Source organism: Massilia phyllosphaerae, from assembly GCF_034659755.1.
In the GTDB taxonomy this organism is placed as follows: domain Bacteria; phylum Pseudomonadota; class Gammaproteobacteria; order Burkholderiales; family Burkholderiaceae_D; genus Telluria; species Telluria phyllosphaerae.
Map to the genome: position 1 here is coordinate 142,163 of NZ_JAXSQX010000007.1, position 17,581 is coordinate 159,743.

The window sequence follows — 17,581 nt, forward strand, 5'->3', positions numbered from 1 at the left end:
CAGGAAGAAGACGTAACGAATGAAAAATAAAATGATTTTTGGCTTCCATGCGGTGACCTCGCGCCTGCGGCACGAGGCGGCATCGGTGGAAGAGATCTTTGTCGACGCCGAGCGCCAGGATCGCCGCATGCAGGACCTGATCGCCAACGCCAAGCAGGCCGGCGTGCGCGTCATGCCGGTGGAGTCGGCACGCCTCGACAAGATCGTCGGTACCCGCCGCCACCAGGGCGTGATCGCGTTCGCCAGCCAGCTGTCGCTGGCGCGCAACCTGGATGAGCTGCTGGACGTGGTGGAAGGTCCGCCGCTGCTGCTGATTTTGGACGGCATCACCGATCCGCACAACCTGGGCGCCTGCCTGCGCGTCGCCGACGGCGTCGGTGCGCATGCGGTCATCGCCCCGAAGGACCGTTCGGTCGGCCTGAACGCCACCGCCGCCAAGGTCGCCAGCGGCGCCGCCGAGAGCGTGCCCTACATTACCGTCACCAACCTGGCGCGCACCATGCGCGACCTAAAGGACCGCGGCATCTGGCTGATCGGCACGTCCGACGACGCCGACAAGGGCCTGTATGAAGGCGACTTCACCGGCCCGACCGCGCTGGTGATGGGCTCGGAAGGCGAGGGCATGCGCCGCCTGACGCGCGAGACCTGCGACGTGCTGGTCAACATCCCGATGTTCGGCTCGGTCGAGAGCCTGAACGTCTCGGTCGCCTCCGGCGTCTGCCTGTACGAGGCGCGCCGCCAGCGCCTGGCCAAAGAGCCGCAGTAAGATTGACCGTCGTTCCCGCGCTGGCGGGGACGACGTCCCTCCAAATTTGTTTCCCCTCCTAAGCAAGACCGGCCCGGATACGCTACCATGATGTCTGTTTGCCACGGTTTTATCCTATGTTTTCCAATCTGCGTGAAGATATCCAGAGCATCATCGAACGCGACCCTGCGGCGCGCAACGGATGGGAAGTGCTCACCTGTTATCCCGGCCTGCATGCCGTGGTCATGCATCGCTGGGCGCACGCCTGCTGGTATGCCGGCTTCAAATGGCTGGGCCGCTTTATCTCGTACATCGCGCGCATCATCACCGGCATCGAGATCCACCCGGGCGCGACCATCGGCCGGCGCGTCTTCATCGACCACGGCTTCGGCGTGGTCATCGGCGAAACGGCGGTGGTCGGCGACGACTGCACCATCTACCAGGGCGTGACCCTGGGCGGCACCACGCTGGTGGCCGGCACCAAGCGCCATCCGACGCTCGAGCGCGGCGTGATCGTCGGTGCCGGCGCCCAGGTGCTGGGCGCCTTCACCGTGGGCGAGTACGCCAAGATCGGCTCGAATGCCGTGGTCGTCAAACCGGTGCCGGCCGGTGCCACCGCGGTCGGCAACCCGGCCCATCTGGTACGCAAGGAAGAGCAGGTGCGCAGCGCCCAGATGTTCGCGGCCTACGGTGTCACGCCCAACGGCGACGACCCGCTGTCGAAGGCTTTGCGCAACCTGATCGCCCACGCGGCGGCCCAGGACGAGCAGATCGAACGCCTGTGCGCCACCATGAAGGCGGCCGGCATCGCCTGCCAGAGAATGGACGAGAGTGATAAACTGGATCAGGCCCAGCTGAACCGCCTGGTCGATTGACGCTTGTTCAAAAACGGCCATGGCTAGGCGCGTCGACACGACAGTGCGTTAGCACGGCGAGGCGCCGCAACAACGCCAGGGCCGTTTTTGAACAAGCGTAAAGAGAGAAATATGGAAGACAACATCCCGGGCAGCTTCGACCCGGCATCCGACCTCGATCCCTTCGAAATCCGTGTCCTCGGCGTGCTTGCCGAAAAAGAAGCGCTCACGCCGGACAACTATCCGCTGACGCTGAACGCGCTGATGAACGGCTGCAACCAGCTGTCCAGCCGCGATCCGGTGATGCAGCTGCCGGAAGACGTGGTGCACGACACCTTGCAGCGCCTCATGCAGCGCAAGCTGGTCAACGGCATCACCCAGGCCGGCGCCCGCGTCGTGAAATACGAGCACCGCATGCGCATCAAGTGGTCGCTCGAGCAGGACAAGGTCGCCATTCTTACCGTGCTGATGCTGCGCGGCCTGCAGACCGCAGGCGAGATCCGTTCGCGCAGCGGGCGCCTGTACGACTTCAAGTCGGTGTCCGACGTCGAGGCCGGCCTGCAGTTCCTGATCGACAAATACCCGCCGCTGGTGGCGCGCCTGGAACGCGCCCCCGGCACCAAGGAATCGCGCTACGGCCACCTGCTGGGCGGCGCGATCAACCTGGCGCGCGACGATTCCGCGTTCGGTGCCGCCAGTGCGCCGAGCGCGCCGTCTTCCGGTTCGCGGGTGGCCCAGCTGGAGCAGGAAGTGGCCAGCCTGCGTGCCGAGGTCGACGAACTCAAGGCGCAGTTCGCGGCGTTTCGCCAGCAGTTCGAGTAAGCGGCGCGGCCGCGTCGGACGCCGGTTCGGCTGTGGATGCCGTCGGCGCATACGTCACCTCCACCAGCGCATCGTTGCTCCAGCTGGTGTCGCCGATCGGGATGCGGAAGGATTTTCCACTGACCTTCAGCGCCAGGCTGCGCTCGCCGTCGCGCAGCGTTGCAGCGCTGAACTTCGCGTTGGCGCTGCGCGGCCAGTTGCGGTCGCCGCCTTTCGGGGTCTCTCCCTTGAACCACGAGCACCAGTCGGTGGTGAGCAGGAGGCCGTTGACCAGCCCGACCGCCCAGAACGGTATCTCTGCCTTGCCGATCGCGACCTTTACCCGGCAGTCCAGGCGGATATCGCCCATGCGGTACTGGTTGTCGGGCAGTCCCGGCGTGCGCACCCAGGTCTCGACGCGGACTTCGTTCTTCTTGCGGTTCAGGATCAATTCGGCCTTGGCGTCCCAGGCGGCCTGGCTGCGCGGCACGCTGAAACGGGCATGTTCGTCCAGGCTCAGCGGAATCGAGAAGTCGTCGGCGGCGATGCGTGCCACCGGCCACTCGCCCTCCAGCGCCTCCCCATCCCGTCCTTCCACCTGGAAGCGCAGTTGCGGCACGTCCGGGGCCAGCGCATGCTGCGCGTCGAAGGTGTCGAGCCCGGCCGCGATGGCGCGGTAGGCGCGCAGCTCGGGATTCTTGACGGCGTTGATGTGCACGGTACCAGGTTCGTCCGCCGCCTGTGCGGCGCCGGCAGCGCCTGGCGCTGCGAGGCTGGCAGCCAGCGCCAGGACCAGGGTGGCGTGAAGAGGGCGCATGTTCATCGCCGCCTCAACCCTCGTCGCGGAAGCGGCGCAGGCGCATCGCCGCGTACAGCATGGCGGCACCAAGCAGTGCCCACAGCCAGGCGTCGGCATGGGCCAGCGTCGCATACGAACTGCTGACCAGGCCATCCATCGCGGCGCCGCTCGGGTCGGTGCGTACGGCGGACGGCACGCCGTCGAAGCCGAACCAGATGCCGGGCACGATGCCGCCCAGCAGACGGGCGACCACATCCTGCGCATAGGGCATCAGGCCGAGCGGTTCGCCGTTGACATTGGCGGCGGCCAGGCTGATCCATTTCACCAGGAGCAGGCCGATCAGCGGCACGCCCACCGCCCAGATCAGGGGCTTGGCGCGCGCCCAGCTCGACACCAGCAGCAGCCAGCCGACGGCGGGCAGGGCCCACACCACGTACACCGGCAGCAGGGCCAGCAGGCGCAGCGGCGACAGGTAGAGGTCGGGCGAGGACAGCACGTAAGCGAATACGTGGACGCCGCCGATACTGAGCGTCACGCAAGAGATGAGCAGCAGCAGCAGGGACGCGACGGTGCCCAGCACGATCGTGATCAGCGGCGCCACCAGCAGCGCGGTGATGGCCTTGGAAAGTACGGTCATCCCGTCCGACACCGGCAGCGACTTCCAGAACAGGATGCTGCGGTCGCGCCGCTCGTCGTGCAGGGCGCCGAGACAGTACGAAAAGATCACCGCGGTCAGCAGCGCGAACAGCGGCAGGGATGCGCCCAGGTAGACGCTGCTGCCCAGTTGCGCGATGCGGCGCGTGGCCTCGAGCGTCACGCCGACCTTGACGCCGTCGAGCGTCTGGCCGTTGATGGTGACGTGGGTCGGGACGTGGTGCGTCGCCAGGCCGTAGACCACGGTGCCGCCGACGAACAGCACCAGCAGCGCGGCCACCGCCAGCGGCGCCCAGAACATCGAACCCTTGTATTCCCAGAACTCGCGGCGCAGCAGCCATTTCATGGTCACGGTATTCATGCGTAGCTTCCTTTCATGGTGGCGACGAACAGGTCGGCGACGCTCGGGTTGCGGGTTTCGCCTAGGGCCGCCAGCTGCTGGCGCGAGATGCCGTTCGAAGCCGCGTCGAACAGCATCACGGATTTGCCGAACACGGTGCGGCGGTCGATCGGCTGCAGCGCATTGGCGGCGCTGAGCTTGTCGTGCGAGACCATCACCTCGATGTAGCGCTCGCCGATTTCTTCCATCGAGGCGGCCAGCACGATGCGGCCTTCGCGGATGAACATCAGGTCGGTCAGGATGTGCTCGACCTCCTCGACCTGGTGGGTGGTGATGACGATCGTCTTGTGCTCGTCAAAATAATCTTCGAGCAGGTTCTGGTAGAACTGCTTGCGGTAGAGGATGTCCAGGCCCAGCGTCGGTTCGTCCAGCACCAGCAGCTTGGCGTCGATGGCCATCACCAGCGCCAGGTGCAGCTGGACGATCATCCCCTTCGACATCTCCTTCACCTTCATCGTCGGCCTGAGCGAGGTGGCGGCGATGTAGCGCTCGGCCTTGTCGCGGTTGAAGCGCGGGTGCACGCCCGCCACGAAGTCGATCGCATCTTTTACACGCAGCCAGCGCGGCAGGATGGCGACGTCGGCGATGAAGCAGACGTCCTGCATCAGGTCGTCGCGCTGGGTGCGCGGGTCGAAGCCCAGCACCGACAGCGACCCCTCGAACGGGATCAGGCCCAGCGCCGCCTTCAGCGTCGTGGTCTTGCCGGAACCGTTGGGGCCGATCAGGCCGACGATGCGGCCGGCGGGGATGTCGAAATCGATGCCGTCGACGGCGACCCGCTTGCCGTAGCGCTTGGTGAGCCCTTTGGCCGTGATCACGCTGCTCATGAGCGGCCTCCGTCGGCGTCACGCAGCAGTTGTTCGGTGTCCAGGCCCAGGCGGCGGATGCGCTCCAGCATGGCCGGCCATTCTTCGCGCAGGAAACGTTCGCGCTCGCTCGCCAGCAGCTTTTCGCTGGCCCCTTCCGTGACGTACATACCGATCCCCCTTCGTTTTTCCACCAAGTTATCGTCGACCAGTTCCTGGTAAGCCTTGGACACCGTGATCGGATTCAGCTGATACTCGGCGGCGATCTGGCGCACCGAGGGGAGGGCGTCGCCGGCTTTCAGCGCCCCGTCCAGCATCATGCCGATCACCCGCTCCTTGAGCTGCCGGTAGATCGGTGTATTGTCATTCCAGCCGATGGTCATTGCCGGCCTCGCTTTCCTGCGGTGCAGCCTGGATACCCATGCCTGCCTCCATGTTGGTGATGTGATGATGTGGTGTTGTAGTGAAGTATAACACCGGTCTTGTCACTGTCAACACAGGAATGGCGGGTGCCATCCTGTCAGTTCGGATAGGTCGGATCAGAGCTGCGTGCCGTCGAGCGCGTGGCGTGTGATGTTGCCGTCGGCATCGATCGCGATCCAGCCGCCGCGCACCGGATCCTCGTCGAGCTCCCAGTCGGGCAGCACGTAGCGGCGCCGCTGGCCGTCCTGGTGCAGAGCGGGCCGGTGCGTGTGGCCGTGGATGATGACGTCGGCGCCGGTGGCCTCGTGCAGGGCGGCGACCGCGGCCGGCGCCACATCCATGATGTCGTAGGATTTTTCAGTGTGGGCGGCGCGGCTGCCTTCGCGCAGGCCGGCGATGATCGCCTTGCGCTGGCCCAGGGGCATGGCCAGGAATTGCTGTTGCCAGGCCGCTTCGCGCACCTGCGCGCGGAAGGCCATGTACTTGGTGTCGCCGGTGCACTGGGCGTCGCCGTGGACCAGCGCCACGTGCGTGCCGGCGAACGCCGCGACGTGCGGCTCCGCCAGCAGGCGCAAGCCGGCCGCGTCGGCAAAGCCCTGGCCAGCGAGGAAATCGCGGTTGCCGGCCATCCAGTAGAGCTTGACGCCGGCGTCGGCCAGGTCGCGCAACCGTGCGGCCACCTCGGCGTTGAACGGCGTTTCGAGGTCGTCGTCGCCGGCCCAGTATTCGAAGATATCGCCGAGCAGGTAGAGCGCCTCGGCGTGGCGCGCGTGCCCGGCGAGGAAGCCGAAAAAGGCTTGCGCCGTGCGCGGGTGGGATGCCTGCAGGTGCAGGTCCGAGATGAACAGCGCAAGCGTGCGCGCGGGAGTGGTCATGGCGAGGTCCCGCGCGCGGGTTGCATCAATCTCGAGGTGGATTACTGGACGACTTCGACTTTCTCGATGATCACCGGATCGGCCGGCACGTCGGCGTGCATGCCGGCTCGGGTGGTCTTGACGGTGTTGATCTGGTCGACGATGTCCTGGCCTTCGACGACCTTGCCGAACACGGCGTAGCCCCAGCCATCCTGGCCCGGGTAGTTCAGGAAGTCGTTGTTCTTGGTGTTGATGAAGAACTGGGCCGAGGCCGAGTGCGGGGCCGAGGTACGGGCCATCGCGATCGTGTACTTGTCGTTCTTCAGGCCGTTCTTGCCTTCGTTTTCCACGGTCTGATCGGTGTCCTTCTGCTTCATGCCGACTTCGAAGCCGCCGCCCTGGATCATGAAGTCCTTGATGACGCGGTGGAAGATGGTGTTGCTGAACTGACCCTTGTTCACGTAGTACAGGAAGTTTTCAACGGTCTTCGGCGCTTTGGCGTCATCCAGCTCGACCTTGATGTTGCCCTTGTTGGTGGTCATGAGTACGGTGGTCATGTTGGTATCCTGTGTGTAGTGGTGTTGAGAGTTCGTTATTTTACAGCCTTGTCGCCCTCAGAGTCTGTCCAGGTGGGTAGGAGGCAGCGGATGGCGATGCCTGGGAAGCGCGGGCAAGGCGAGAGGAGGCCGCATGGCGAGCCATGCAACGACGAGCAACGCAGCACCCGCTTTCCAGGCGCGCCAGCAGCGCCTTCTACCTACCGGGACAGGCTCTTAAGCACGGTCACGGACTCGATCACGACCGGCGTAACCGGCACGTTCTGGTAGCCGTGGGTGTCGTCGACCAGCACGCCCTTGATCTTGTCGACCACTTCCTTGCCCTTCACGACCTTGCCGAACACGGTATAGCCGCTGTCCACGCGGTTGATGGCGTCGAGGCCGAAATTGTCGACCACGTTGATGAAGAATTGCGAGGTGGCCGAGTCGGGATTGTCTTCGCGCGCCATCGCGACCGTGTAAGCGGCGTTGGACAAGCCATTGTTGGATTCGTTCTTGATGGGCGGACGCGGCTTGCGGTTGACGAACTTGGCATCCATGCCGCCGCCCTGGATCATGAAGCCGTCGATCACGCGGTGGAAGATGGTGCCCTTGTAAAAGCCGGACTTTACGTATTTCAGGAAATTATCGACCGTGACCGGCGCTTTTTCCTGGTCCAGCTCCAGCACGATCTCGCCCATGCTGGTCTTCAGCGACACCTGCGGATCGGCGGCAAAGGCGGCTGCCGACAGCAACAGGGCGCCAGCGGCGACGGCAAAACGGGTGAACACCCGGGCGCCGGATGGTTTGAATGTGTGCATCGGTGGCTTCCTCTCGATCGACATAAAGCAAACTACTGTCAAGGGTTTTGTAGAAAAATAAACTGTCGGCATCTGCGGCCAGTCCGGATTTTATCAATGCTATACTTCGCGACGGACTGTCGATTTTATCAAACGGAACACATCATTCCAAAACAATAAGAACCAGTCCTGACGATCCGACGCCGGCCGCGCCTTGCCGCGTGTGTCCGTCCGAGCGTCATGCTCCAACCTCTAGCCAACCATCCGATGAGCCAACTAAAGATTTACAACACGCTGGCGCGTGACAAGCAGGTATTCGTTCCCATCCAGCCCGGCAAGATCAACATGTACGTGTGCGGGATCACGGTCTACGATTACTGCCACGTCGGTCACGCCCGGATGATGATGGCCTTCGACGTGATCTACCGCTGGTTCAAGGCGTCCGGCTACGAGGTCAAGTACGTCCGCAACATCACCGACATCGAAGACAAGATCATTCGCCGCGCGGTCGAGAACAACGAAACCATCACCCAGCTGACCACGCGCTTCATCGACGCCATGAATGAAGACGCCGACGCCCTCGGCATCCTGGCACCGGACTACGCGCCGCGCGCGACCGAATACGTGCCGCACATGCTGTCGATCATCGAAAAGCTGGAAGAAAAAGAACTGGCCTACCGCGGCGAGGACGGCGACGTCAACTACGCGGTGCGCAATTTCCCGGGCTACGGCAAGCTGTCCGGCAAGTCGCTGGACGACCTGCGCGCCGGCGAACGCGTCGACGTGAATACCGGCAAGCGCGATCCGCTCGACTTCGTACTGTGGAAAGCCGGCAAGGAATCCGAACCGGCGGAAGCCAAGTGGGATTCGAAGTGGGGCATCGGCCGCCCGGGCTGGCACATCGAGTGCTCGGCCATGTCATGCGCCATGCTGGGCGAGCATTTCGACATCCACGGCGGCGGCGCCGACCTGCAGTTCCCGCACCACGAGAACGAGATCGCCCAGTCCGAGGGTGCCTTCGGGGCGCCGATGGCGAACTACTGGATCCACAACGGCTTCGTGCGCGTCGATAACGAAAAGATGTCCAAATCGCTGGGCAATTTCTTCACGATCCGCGACGTGCTGAAGAAATACGATGCCGAAGTAGTGCGCTTCTTCATCCTGCGCGCCCACTACCGCAGCCCGCTGAATTACTCCGACGCCCACATCGATGACGCCAAGGGCGCGCTGACGCGCCTGTACACGGCGCTCGCCGGCATCGAGCTCGGCAGCGAGCCGCCGAGCGTCGACTGGGACGAGCAGCATGCGCTGCGCTTCCGCGAAGCGATGGACGACGACTTCAACACGCCGCTGGCGGTGGCCGCGCTGTTCGACCTGGCCAGCGAAGTCAACCGCACCAAATCGCTCGACACCGCGCGCCAGCTGAAGGCGCTGGCCGGCGTGATCGGCCTGCTCGAGCGCAGCCCGCAGCAATTCCTGCAGGCCGGCAGCCCGGATGCCGGCGGCCTGGACGAAGCCGCCATCGTCGACGCCATCGCGCGCCGCAAGGCCGCCAAGGCAGCCCGCAACTTCGCCGAAGCCGACGCCATCCGCGCCGAGTTGACGGCGGCCGGTGTGGTGCTCGAAGACAAGCCGGACGGCACCACCAACTGGCGCCGCGCCTGAGCCGGCGACACGAGCACGCATGGCAATTTCCAAGGACCTCGCGGGCACCGACCCGGTGCTGCCCGACGTTCCGCCTTACTGGGCGGAGGCGAAGGCTGAACTCATGCGGCGGGACCGCATCATGAACAAGCTGATCCCGCAGTTCGGCGACATGCACCTGCGCGGCCATCCGGACCCGTTCACGACGCTGGCCCGTTCCATCGTCGGCCAGCAGGTGACGGTCAAGGCCGCCGAAGCCGCCTGGACCAAGCTGCGCGCGCTGTGCCCGAAGATGACGCCGGCGCAGGTGCTGAAGGCCGGCGCCGAGCCGGTGTCGGCGTGCGGCCTGTCGAAGCGCAAAACCGAATACATCCTCGACCTGGCCGGCCACTTCAAGGACAAGCGGGTGCATGCCGACCAGTGGTCGGAAATGGCTGACGAAGCCGTGATCGCGGAACTGGTCCAGATTCGCGGCATCACCCGCTGGACAGCCGAGATGTTTTTGATATTTAATCTGCTCAGGCCAAACGTGCTGCCGCTCGACGATGCCGGCTTGATCCAGGGCATCAGCCAGAACTATTTCTCGGGCGAGCCGGTGTCGCGCAGCGATGCGCGCGAAGTGGCGGCCAATTGGGAACCTTGGCGGACAGTTGCTACGTGGTACTTATGGCGCAGTTTAGACCCGATTCCAGTATAGAATAGCGCCCTTGCTGCCGCGGCCCCTGGTGAGTCGACCCGGGCGCGGCCACGAAAACACCCGGAGGTACAATGAGTAAGACAACTTTCCTCAGCTTCGAGCAGCCGATTGCCGAGCTCGATTCAAAGATCGAAGAACTGCGCTTCGTGCAGGACGATTCGGCCGTCGACATCTCGGAAGAAATCGACCGCCTGGCCAAGAAGAGCCAGCAACTGACGAAAGACATCTATGCCAAGCTGACGCCATGGCAGGTTTCCCAGATCGCGCGCCACCCGCAGCGTCCCTACACGATGGACTACGTGAACGCGATCTTCACCGATTTCCATGAACTGCACGGCGACCGCACCTTCGCCGACGACCAGTCGATCATCGGCGGCCTGGCCCGCTTCAACGGCCAGTCCTGCATGGTCATCGGCCACCAGAAGGGCCGCGACACCAAAGAGCGCGCGATGCGCAACTTCGGCATGCCCAAGCCCGAAGGCTACCGCAAGGCGATGCGCCTGATGAAGCTGGCCGAGAAGTTCAACCTGCCGATCTTCACCTTCGTCGACACCCCGGGCGCCTTCCCCGGCATCGACGCCGAAGAGCGCGGCCAGTCGGAAGCGATCGGCCACAACCTGTACGTCATGGCCGAACTGAAAGTGCCGCTGATCGCCACCATCATCGGCGAAGGCGGTTCGGGCGGCGCGCTGGCGATCGCCGTCGGCGACGCCGTGCTGATGCTGCAGTACGCCACCTATTCGGTCATTTCGCCGGAAGGCTGCGCCTCGATCCTGTGGAAGACCTCGGAACGCGCGGCCGACGCCGCGGACGCGCTGGGCCTGACCGCGCACCGCCTGAAAGCCATCGGCCTGATCGACAAGATCATCAGCGAACCGCTGGGCGGCGCCCACCGCGACCCGGCCGCCATGGCCCAGGGCCTGAAGCGCGCACTGGCCGACACCCTGCGCCAGTTCCAGGGCATGAAAACCAAGGATCTGATCGAGGCCCGTCACGCCAAGCTGATGGCCTACGGCAAATTCAAGGAAACCACCCCGCGCGAGGAATGATGCAAATCGGTAAAGCGGCTGGCCGCGGCAGGCCGGCTGCCGCCGGCATTTCCTCTCTCTTTGCGCAGGCCCTTGCCGGCCTGCGGTCCGAATACTTCCCAAGTACCGCACCCGCGATCGCGGTCGCCCTCAGCGGCGGTCTCGATTCGATGGTCTTGCTGCGTCTCGCGCACGCGTATGCGCGCGAGCACGGGCTGTCCCTGTCCGCCTTCCACGTCCACCACGGCCTGAGCCCGAACGCCGACGCCTGGCGCGCCCACTGCGCCGCCGCCTGCGCCGCGCTCGGCATCGGCTTCGACGCGCGCGAGGTCAGCGTGGAAAAGGGCAAGAGCGGCATCGAAGCGGCCGCCCGCAAGGCGCGCTACGCGGCGCTGGGCACCATGTGCCGCGCGCATGGCGTGGACCTGCTGCTCACCGCCCACCACCTCGACGACCAGGCCGAAACCGTGCTGCTGCAACTGCTGCGCGGGTCCGGCCCGGCCGGCCTGTCCGGCATGGACGCCGCCAACCGTACCCCGGCGCTGTTGGGCGACGCGCACCTGCTGATGGCGCGTCCGCTGCTGCAGGCGGCGCGCGCCGACCTGGAAGCGCTGGCGAAGGAGGAGGGCATCGACTGGGTCGAGGACGAATCGAACAGCGACCCGCGCTACGCCCGCAACGCGTTGCGCCACACGGTGATGCCGGCGCTGGGCGCGGCCTTCCCCGGCTTCCAGGCGCGCGTCGCGCGCAGCAGCATGCATGCCCAGTCGGCGCTGCGCGTGCTGCTCGAGGTCGCCGGCCAGGACCTGGAGCGCTGCCTGGACGGCGACGCCATCGACCTGGCGCAGCTGCGCGCGCTGAGCCCGGACCGCATCAACAATGTGCTGCGCCACTGGTTCTCGGTACGCCGCCTGGCGATGCCGTCGACCGCATGGATGGACGAGATGATCGGCCAGCTGTTCTCGGCGCGCGAGGATGCGCAGATGCTGGTCGTGCATCCGGAATGCCATGTGCGGCGCCACCGCGAGCGTCTTTATCTCGTGCCCAAGCTGCCCGACCTCGCCGGGATGCGCGACCCCGACGACGAAGGCATCATCGACAAGCACGCCCAGGCCTTCCGCTGGGCGGGCGAGGCCTCGCTGGCTTTCCCGCACTACGGCGGCATCCTGCATTTCGACGCGGCAGAAACCGGCTTCGATCCCGACTGGCTGCGCGCCCAGCCGCTGGCGATCGATTTCCGCAACGGCGGCGAGCGCCTGAAGCTGGCGCCGAACCGTCCCAGCCGCAGCCTGAAGGCACATTTTCAGGCGGGCGGCGTGCCGGCCTGGGAGCGCACCCGGCTGCCGATCGTCAGCAGCGGCATCGACCTGCTGTACGCGGCCGGGCTCGGCATGGATTGCCATTACCTGCAACAGGGGGCAGGGCGCGTCGCGCTACGCTGGGAAACGGGCGACTAAGCTCGGCCGCGCTGTCATTCTATTTCCGCATGACCATATACCAATTCGGTATAGGTTTGACCATCCAAGGTCTTGAGATTCTGCATCGCAGCATGTACAGTAAAAGGCTCTATTGACTTTTTACAAGCGGAAACCCCCACTTCATGGCTTTAATCGTCCACAAATATGGCGGGACGTCGATGGGTTCGACGGACCGTATCAAGAACGTCGCCGCGCGCGTCGCGAAATGGCATGACGCCGGTCACCGCGTCGTCGTCGTGCCGTCGGCAATGTCGGGTGAAACCAACCGCCTGATCGGCCTCGCCAAGGAAATCATGGCCCAGCCGGACCCGCGCGAACTCGACATGATCGCCTCCACCGGCGAGCAGGTCTCGGTCGGCCTGCTGGCGATGGCCTTGCTGGCGCGCGGCAAGGATGCCGTGTCGTACACCGGCTGGCAGGTGGGCATCAAGACCGACTCGGCCTTCACCAAGGCCCGCATCCAGTCGATCGACGACAGCCGCGTGCGCGCCGACCTCGACGCCGGCAAGATCGTGATCATCACCGGCTTCCAGGGCGTCGACGAAGAAGGCAACATCTCGACCCTGGGCCGCGGCGGCTCGGACACCTCGGCCGTCGCCATCGCGGCCGCGCTGAAGGCCGACGAATGCCTGATCTATACCGACGTCGACGGCGTCTACACCACCGACCCGCGCATCGTCGACGAGGCGCGCCGCCTGGAAAAGATCACCTTCGAAGAGATGCTGGAACTGGCCTCGCTCGGTTCCAAGGTCCTGCAGACCCGCTCCGTCGAATTTGCCGGCAACTACCGCGTGCCGACGCGCGTGCTGTCGTCGCTGACCGATCCCCTGATGCCGCTCGAAGAAGAAGCCAAGTCGGGAACCCTGATTTCGTTTGAGGAAGAAAGCAATATGGAACAAGCCGTCATCTCGGGCATCGCCAACCACCGCGATGAAGCCAAAATCACCGTCCTGGGCGTGCCCGACAAGCCGGGCGTCGCCTTCCACATCCTCGGTCCGGTCTCGGAGGCCAACATCGAGGTCGACATGATCATACAGAATGTATCGGTAGACGGTAAAACCGATTTCACGTTCACGGTCTCGCGCAACGACTACCAGCGTGCCCTGGCCGTGCTGGAAGCGCAAAAGGACGTGCTCGGCTTCGCGCGCCTGGTCGGCGACGCCAAGGTGTCGAAGGTCTCGGCCGTGGGCGTGGGCATGCGCAGCCACGTCGGCGTCGCCTCGCAAATGTTCCGTACGTTGGCGGACGAGGGCATCAACATCATGATGATCTCGACCTCGGAGATCAAGATTTCGGTCCTGATCGACGAAAAATACATGGAACTGGCCGTACGCGCCCTGCATAAAGCGTTTGGTTTAGAGCAAGCTTAACTTTTTCGCATAAATTGGCCGCGCTTCCTTGACGAAATGGGGTGCGGCCATTAAGATGCTTGCACTCAGCGACATCGAGCAACACTGTGAAGCTGATTGGAGACGTGGCCGAGTGGCCGAAGGCACATCCCTGCTAAGGATGCATATGGCTTATACCCGTATCGTGGGTTCGAATCCCACCGTCTCCGCCAGAACAAAGTCCTGAGCGGTTCAGGCAAATCAAAAAACCCGCTGTTCTCATAGAGACAGCGGGTTTTTTTCGTCTTATGCTGTCCGGGTATGTCCTTGGACATCCAGCACGTTTAGGGGCATCGTTGGGGGCACGCCGTGTCCCTGCCAAATTGGATGCCCCCAAAATGCCGAAGCCCATCGCACCGCTCACGCAACTCCAGGTACGCAACGCCAAGCCCCGGGACAAGGTCTACAAGCTCGCTGATGGTGGCGGCCTGTATCTCGAGGTCACACCGAAAGGCAGCAAGCTCTGGCGCATGAAGTTCAGGCAGCACGACGGGACAGGCTTAGCTTTGGTGTGTTCCCAGAAGTATCACTTATCGACGCCAGGGCGAAACGCGATCAGGCGCGCAAGCTGATCGCTGCTGGGAAGGATCCGGCAAGGGATCGGGAGGACGCTGCTCGCCAAGCCAAGATGGTGGCTGAGAACACGTTCGAAAAAGTCGCTCGTGAGTGGCATACCGCGATGCTTGGGCAATGGCAACCGCAGACAGCGAAGGATATCCTGCACAGGCTTGAACTCGACGTCTTCGGTGCATTTGGCGACGTACCGATTACAGAGGTCCAGCCGCGCGACGTGCTGCAGGCGATCAGAACTATCGAGTCAAGAGGAGCGCTCGAAATCGCCAGTCGGACGGCGGCAAACTGCTCGCGGATATTCCGGTATGCGATTCGCGCCGGCATTGCCGAGCGCAATCCTGCCGAGACAATGCGAGACATATTGGCGCCGCGGGAGGAGGGGCACTTCGCAGCGATCGAGTCTGACGATTTGCCGACCTTTCTGCGTGCCCTGTACGCCAACGAAGCCTGCATGGGACTCCCCACCAGGGTGGGAATGCGATTGATGCTGCTACTCTTTATCCGGACGAGTGAACTCATCGAGACGCCTTGGAGTGAAATCGATCTTGAACGTGGAGAGTGGGTTATTCCTTGGCGACGCATGAAACGTGGGCGCCGGCGTATCAAGCCTAACAAAACCGACCACTATGTCTGCATGCCGCGTCAGGCCTGCGAGCTGCTTAGAGAGCTATATCGGCTGACTGGCGGGGGCACTTACCTGTTTCCGAACCAACGCGATCCTGATCGTCCCATGAGCAACAATACCCTGTTGAAAGCGATCGAACGCATGGGATATAAGGGCGACATGACGGGGCACGGTTTTCGTTCGTTGGCGATGAGCACGCTGAAGGAAAAGCTACATTATCGACATGAGGTAGTGGACCGGCAGCTCGCCCATGCGCAGCGCGACAAGCTGGAAACTGCGTACGATCGCGCAAAATATATTGAAGAGCGGCGGGCTATGATGCAGCGCTGGGCAGACTATATCGATGAAATAGCGATTCAAAGAGTTTCTTAAATTGCACTTCTCGTATTAGGGACATTTTGCAGCGTGAGGAACTAATCACGATTTGGCCTCGAACCCTTAGCTAGCAACTCTCAGTGTTGAGCCGTTCATGCTCGTGGATAAGAACTTGTCGAGGCGATTCGGAATCGCTCGGGCGCGAAGTTTCAGGTGTTACAGCTTCCGCGCTCTGAAGCCATGCCTTATAGGCGACAGTCTGCAATCACATGTCACAAAGCTGTACCGCGATGCCAGGCTTCTCGGCGGTTTGAATCGCCACGAGTTTTCTAGACACTCGACAGCCGCTGAAAATACTGCTTTTCGTACTCAACAGGCGACATGCCATTACTGATGCTGTGCCGCCGCTTTGGATTGTAGAACATCTCGATATAGTCGAAGACATCCTGCCGTGCCTGATCGCGAGTGCTATAAGTCTTTCGCCGAACACGTTCTCGCTTGAGCAACTGGAAGAAGCTCTCGGCAACGGCGTTATCGTGGCAATTACCGCGCCGGCTCATGCTTTGTTGCAGATTGTGCTCGCTCAGGAAGTCGCGCCAATCGTAACTGCTGAATTGGCTGCCTTGATCGGAATGCACCATCACCGTATGCTTGGGTTGCCGGCGCCAGACTGCCATCAAAAGTGCATTCATCGCCAGCTCGCGATCGATGCGCGAACTCATCGACCAACCTACCACTTGACGCGAGAACAGGTCGAGTACCACGGCCAAGTAGAGCCACCCCTCATACGTGCGGATATAGGTAATGTCCGTCACCCAGACTCGATTAGGTTCCTGCACGTCAAACTGCCGTTGCAAATGGTTTGGTGCCACCAGTGACGGTGCACCGCCGCGTTTGTACTTGCGCTTGGCGTAGCCGGTTTGGGAGCGGATTCCGGCCAGTCTCATCAGCCGGTGAACGCGATTGATACCGCATTGTTCACCCAGTTCGCGCAGGTCATCGCTGACCTTGCGGTAACCGTACACGCTGCCGCTTTCCAGCCATGACTCTTGATGGGAACCAGTAAGCGCTTGTCTTCCTTAGCGCGGCGGCTTTCTGGATTCAAACGCCAGGCATAGAAACCACTGGGATGCACGCCGAGCATCTTGCACAGTCGCCGCACTGAGTATTGGCCCTGTAATTCAACAATGAAGGTGTACCTTACCCGGACGTCTTGGCAAAGTACACCGCGGCTTTTTTCAAGATGCCGCGCTCCTCGGTAACGCGCTTCATTTCGGCTTTCAGACGCCGCATTTCCTCGGCTTGGGAATCCACAGCCTTGCGCTCCTCTTCAGGCACGCCGTAGCGCTTTGTCCAGGTGTACAGGCTGTGAATGCTAACTCCTAAACGCGCCGCTACTTCGCTCGCCGGGTGACCTCGCTCAGCCACTTGCTTGACCGCCGCAATCTTGAATTCCTCTGTGTACCGCTTTCCACTCATACTTTCTCCTTGTTCCCAGAATTATGGCTCAGGAGTGTCTACAATTGTCGTGGCGATTCAATTCAGACTTTAGAATATCAAACACCCGCTGAACGATTCAGCCAACTCGTTGCGTCGACCGGTTGAATTCAAGACCCAAAGCGGACATTGGCCAAAACTTACTGCTTATCAAGCAATTTAAAATTCAGCCTTTCCTTTAAGTATTTTCAGCTTCTCACGCATGTTAACGAAACCTGGCCCATCGGATCTTACCCATGAGGGTTTTCTGTAAATTAAGGCCTTGTGCATTGCCAAAATTAATGCACTATCTGAGTTGAGTTGTGGAATCAGTGGCAGATGAAGCTGATCGAAATCTCTCAACCAATCGTAGAGGTTCGAAGGAATGGAAGCGTTCGTCGTCATCAACCAATAGGGGTTTTTAGAGCATGTTTGTTGTGCCCACTTACGATGAGCTAGATAATCAACGTAGCACGGTTCATAGCATCGCTCATTAGGGACCCTTGATTCAGTAAGGCTACCTTGAGTACTAAAAGTCTTCAGAAAAAGTGTTTTTGATCGTACGACGATACCAATATGGAAAAGCCCAGTCTCCGTCGATGGATCCTGTGAGAATCTACTGAAGCTTAAAGTGATTTGAATGGTGTCATAGGCACCAGTCTTAAAAGAAAAAAAGTACCTTTCG

Annotated in this window: 16 protein-coding genes, 1 tRNA gene and 2 pseudogenes; 11 read left to right on the forward strand and 8 right to left on the reverse strand. The window is 62.3% G+C overall.

What is annotated here, in order from left to right; genetic code table 11:
• The first annotated feature begins 19 nt into the window (after window positions 1–19).
• The 3 genes from rlmB to U1H99_RS24175 all read left to right on the forward strand — a co-directional run bounded on the left by rlmB (window position 20) and on the right by U1H99_RS24175 (window position 2,421).
• Window positions 20–766, forward strand: coding sequence for a 23S rRNA (guanosine(2251)-2'-O)-methyltransferase RlmB (gene rlmB, locus U1H99_RS24165; RefSeq protein WP_141829002.1), 747 nt, complete (start codon window positions 20–22; stop codon window positions 764–766).
• 116 nt (window positions 767–882) lie between these two features.
• Complete coding sequence (cysE, locus tag U1H99_RS24170) at window positions 883–1,620, forward strand: serine O-acetyltransferase (RefSeq protein ID WP_323144240.1); 738 nt, start codon at window positions 883–885, stop codon at window positions 1,618–1,620.
• Between the two features lie 111 nt (window positions 1,621–1,731).
• Window positions 1,732–2,421 (forward strand): YceH family protein, encoded by a 690-nt coding sequence (locus U1H99_RS24175; protein WP_323144241.1) that lies wholly within the window; start codon window positions 1,732–1,734, stop codon window positions 2,419–2,421.
• On the opposite strand, the gene U1H99_RS24180 is transcribed toward U1H99_RS24175, so the two are convergent.
• From U1H99_RS24180 to U1H99_RS24210, 7 genes are all read right to left on the reverse strand, one after another.
• Window positions 2,381–3,217 carry a hypothetical protein gene (locus U1H99_RS24180; RefSeq protein WP_323144242.1) on the reverse strand — a complete coding sequence of 279 codons (837 nt, stop codon included), beginning with the start codon at window positions 3,215–3,217 and terminating at the stop codon, window positions 2,381–2,383. The genes U1H99_RS24175 and U1H99_RS24180 overlap by 41 nt on opposite strands.
• Window positions 3,218–3,230: 13 nt before the next feature.
• The gene (locus U1H99_RS24185) at window positions 3,231–4,214 is read right to left on the reverse strand and encodes a hypothetical protein (protein ID WP_323144243.1); all 984 of its coding nucleotides are present in this window, start codon (window positions 4,212–4,214) and stop codon (window positions 3,231–3,233) included.
• Window positions 4,211–5,080 (reverse strand): ABC transporter ATP-binding protein, encoded by an 870-nt coding sequence (locus U1H99_RS24190; RefSeq protein WP_323144244.1) that lies wholly within the window; start codon window positions 5,078–5,080, stop codon window positions 4,211–4,213. Before U1H99_RS24190 ends, U1H99_RS24185 begins: the two co-directional genes overlap by 4 nt.
• Window positions 5,077–5,442: a GntR family transcriptional regulator gene (locus U1H99_RS24195; protein WP_323144245.1), complete on the reverse strand. Its 366-nt coding sequence runs from the start codon at window positions 5,440–5,442 to the stop codon at window positions 5,077–5,079. The genes U1H99_RS24190 and U1H99_RS24195 overlap by 4 nt, the downstream gene beginning before the upstream one ends.
• Window positions 5,443–5,598: 156 nt before the next feature.
• Window positions 5,599–6,357, reverse strand: coding sequence for a UDP-2,3-diacylglucosamine diphosphatase (locus U1H99_RS24200; protein WP_323144246.1), 759 nt, complete (start codon window positions 6,355–6,357; stop codon window positions 5,599–5,601).
• Window positions 6,358–6,398: 41 nt separating this feature from the next.
• Entirely contained in the window at window positions 6,399–6,893 is a 495-nt protein-coding gene (locus U1H99_RS24205) for a peptidylprolyl isomerase (protein ID WP_323144247.1), read from the reverse strand.
• Window positions 6,894–7,093: 200 nt separating this feature from the next.
• A complete protein-coding gene (locus tag U1H99_RS24210; RefSeq protein WP_323144248.1) occupies window positions 7,094–7,693 on the reverse strand; it encodes a peptidylprolyl isomerase in 600 nt (199 codons plus the stop codon).
• A 246-nt stretch (window positions 7,694–7,939) separates the two neighbouring features.
• Here U1H99_RS24210 and cysS point away from each other — a divergent pair, with 246 nt between their 5' ends.
• The 8 genes and pseudogenes from cysS (at window position 7,940) to U1H99_RS24250 (ending at window position 15,477) form a co-directional block, all read left to right on the forward strand.
• Complete coding sequence (gene cysS, locus U1H99_RS24215) at window positions 7,940–9,337, forward strand: cysteine--tRNA ligase (protein ID WP_323144396.1); 1,398 nt, start codon at window positions 7,940–7,942, stop codon at window positions 9,335–9,337.
• A gap of 19 nt (window positions 9,338–9,356) precedes the next feature.
• A complete protein-coding gene (locus tag U1H99_RS24220; RefSeq protein WP_323144249.1) occupies window positions 9,357–10,013 on the forward strand; it encodes a DNA-3-methyladenine glycosylase family protein in 657 nt (218 codons plus the stop codon).
• Window positions 10,014–10,084: 71 nt separating this feature from the next.
• Window positions 10,085–11,062 (forward strand): acetyl-CoA carboxylase carboxyltransferase subunit alpha, encoded by a 978-nt coding sequence (locus U1H99_RS24225; RefSeq protein WP_323144250.1) that lies wholly within the window; start codon window positions 10,085–10,087, stop codon window positions 11,060–11,062.
• Window positions 11,059–12,498 (forward strand): tRNA lysidine(34) synthetase TilS, encoded by a 1,440-nt coding sequence (tilS, locus tag U1H99_RS24230; protein WP_323144251.1) that lies wholly within the window; start codon window positions 11,059–11,061, stop codon window positions 12,496–12,498. The genes U1H99_RS24225 and tilS overlap by 4 nt, the downstream gene beginning before the upstream one ends.
• Window positions 12,499–12,641: 143 nt before the next feature.
• On the forward strand, window positions 12,642–13,889 hold the full coding sequence (locus U1H99_RS24235) for an aspartate kinase (RefSeq protein ID WP_141829025.1): 1,248 nt from the start codon (window positions 12,642–12,644) through the stop codon (window positions 13,887–13,889).
• A gap of 98 nt (window positions 13,890–13,987) precedes the next feature.
• A tRNA-Ser gene (locus tag U1H99_RS24240) sits at window positions 13,988–14,080 on the forward strand.
• A gap of 165 nt (window positions 14,081–14,245) precedes the next feature.
• A pseudogene (locus U1H99_RS30175) lies at window positions 14,246–14,775 on the forward strand (tyrosine-type recombinase/integrase); the annotation flags it as partial.
• A 54-nt stretch (window positions 14,776–14,829) separates the two neighbouring features.
• Complete coding sequence (locus U1H99_RS24250; protein ID WP_375341649.1) at window positions 14,830–15,477, forward strand: tyrosine-type recombinase/integrase; 648 nt, start codon at window positions 14,830–14,832, stop codon at window positions 15,475–15,477.
• Between the two features lie 272 nt (window positions 15,478–15,749).
• Here U1H99_RS24250 and U1H99_RS24255 read toward each other — a convergent pair.
• Window positions 15,750–16,899 (reverse strand): annotated as a pseudogene (locus U1H99_RS24255) (IS3 family transposase).
• Window positions 16,900–17,581: the final 682 nt, after the last annotated feature.